This is a genomic window from Acidisoma sp. 7E03, assembly GCF_054665075.1.
The window spans coordinates 1-832 of sequence record NZ_BAAFHE010000061.1; the positions used below are offsets into that span (position 1 = coordinate 1).

At 57.6% G+C, this 832-nt stretch carries 1 pseudogene; it reads left to right on the forward strand.

Annotated features, from left to right (window positions below):
* Nucleotides 1-54 precede the first annotated feature (54 nt).
* Nucleotides 55-832: pseudogene (locus ACYQ6W_RS22665) on the forward strand (IS5 family transposase); the annotation flags it as partial.

An 832-nucleotide genomic window follows, 5' to 3' on the forward strand; every position in this document is an offset into this window, starting at 1 on the left:
CTTTCCTGCGAGGGCCGTTCGTGATTCAAAGCTGGCCTTTGCGGAGGCTGGCGCGTGCGTGGCGATCTGACGGACCAAGAGTGGGCGATCATAGGCGAGTTGTTACCGTCCGAGCGAGGCCGATGGTCACGCCCGGCGCAAGACAATCGGCGTTTCCTTAATGGTATGCTGTATGTTTTGCGTGTCGGTTGTCCCTGGCGTGACATGCACGAGCGCTACGGCAAGTGGAATTCCGTTTACGTGCGTTTCCGACGATGGGCTGAGCAAGGTGTCTGGGATGCCTTGCTGGAAACTCTTGTCGATCTCGGGCTCACCGATGATTGGCAGCACATGATCGATAGCACCACCGTCCGCGGCCACTCTCAGGCAGCAGGCGCAAAAGGGGGACTCATAAGGAGGGCTTTGGTCGAAGCCGCGGCGGCTTTACGAGCAAAATCCACGCCCGCGCAGACGGTAAGGGACGCCCTCTCGGCTTTGTCCTGACTGGCGGCGAGGCTTCCGACTACCGCGCTGTCGACGATCTCCTCGAACTGCCCGTGCCTAAGCCGCAAGCAGTGCTCGCTGACAAAGGATACGACAGTGATGACGTTCGCTCATCCCTGCTGCTGAAAGGTATTTTGCCGGTGATCCCATCAAAGGCAAATCGGAAGCAGCCTATACCCTGCGATTTTGTGGCTTATCGTGACCGCAACCGCGTCGAGCGCATGTTCAATCGGCTCAAGCATTTTCGGCGAATAGCCACCCGCTACGACAAAACCGCGCTTTCGTTCCGTAGCTTCCTCAACATAGCGGCCGCAAAAATGTGGCTACCTTCTTTTGTCAACAGATCCTA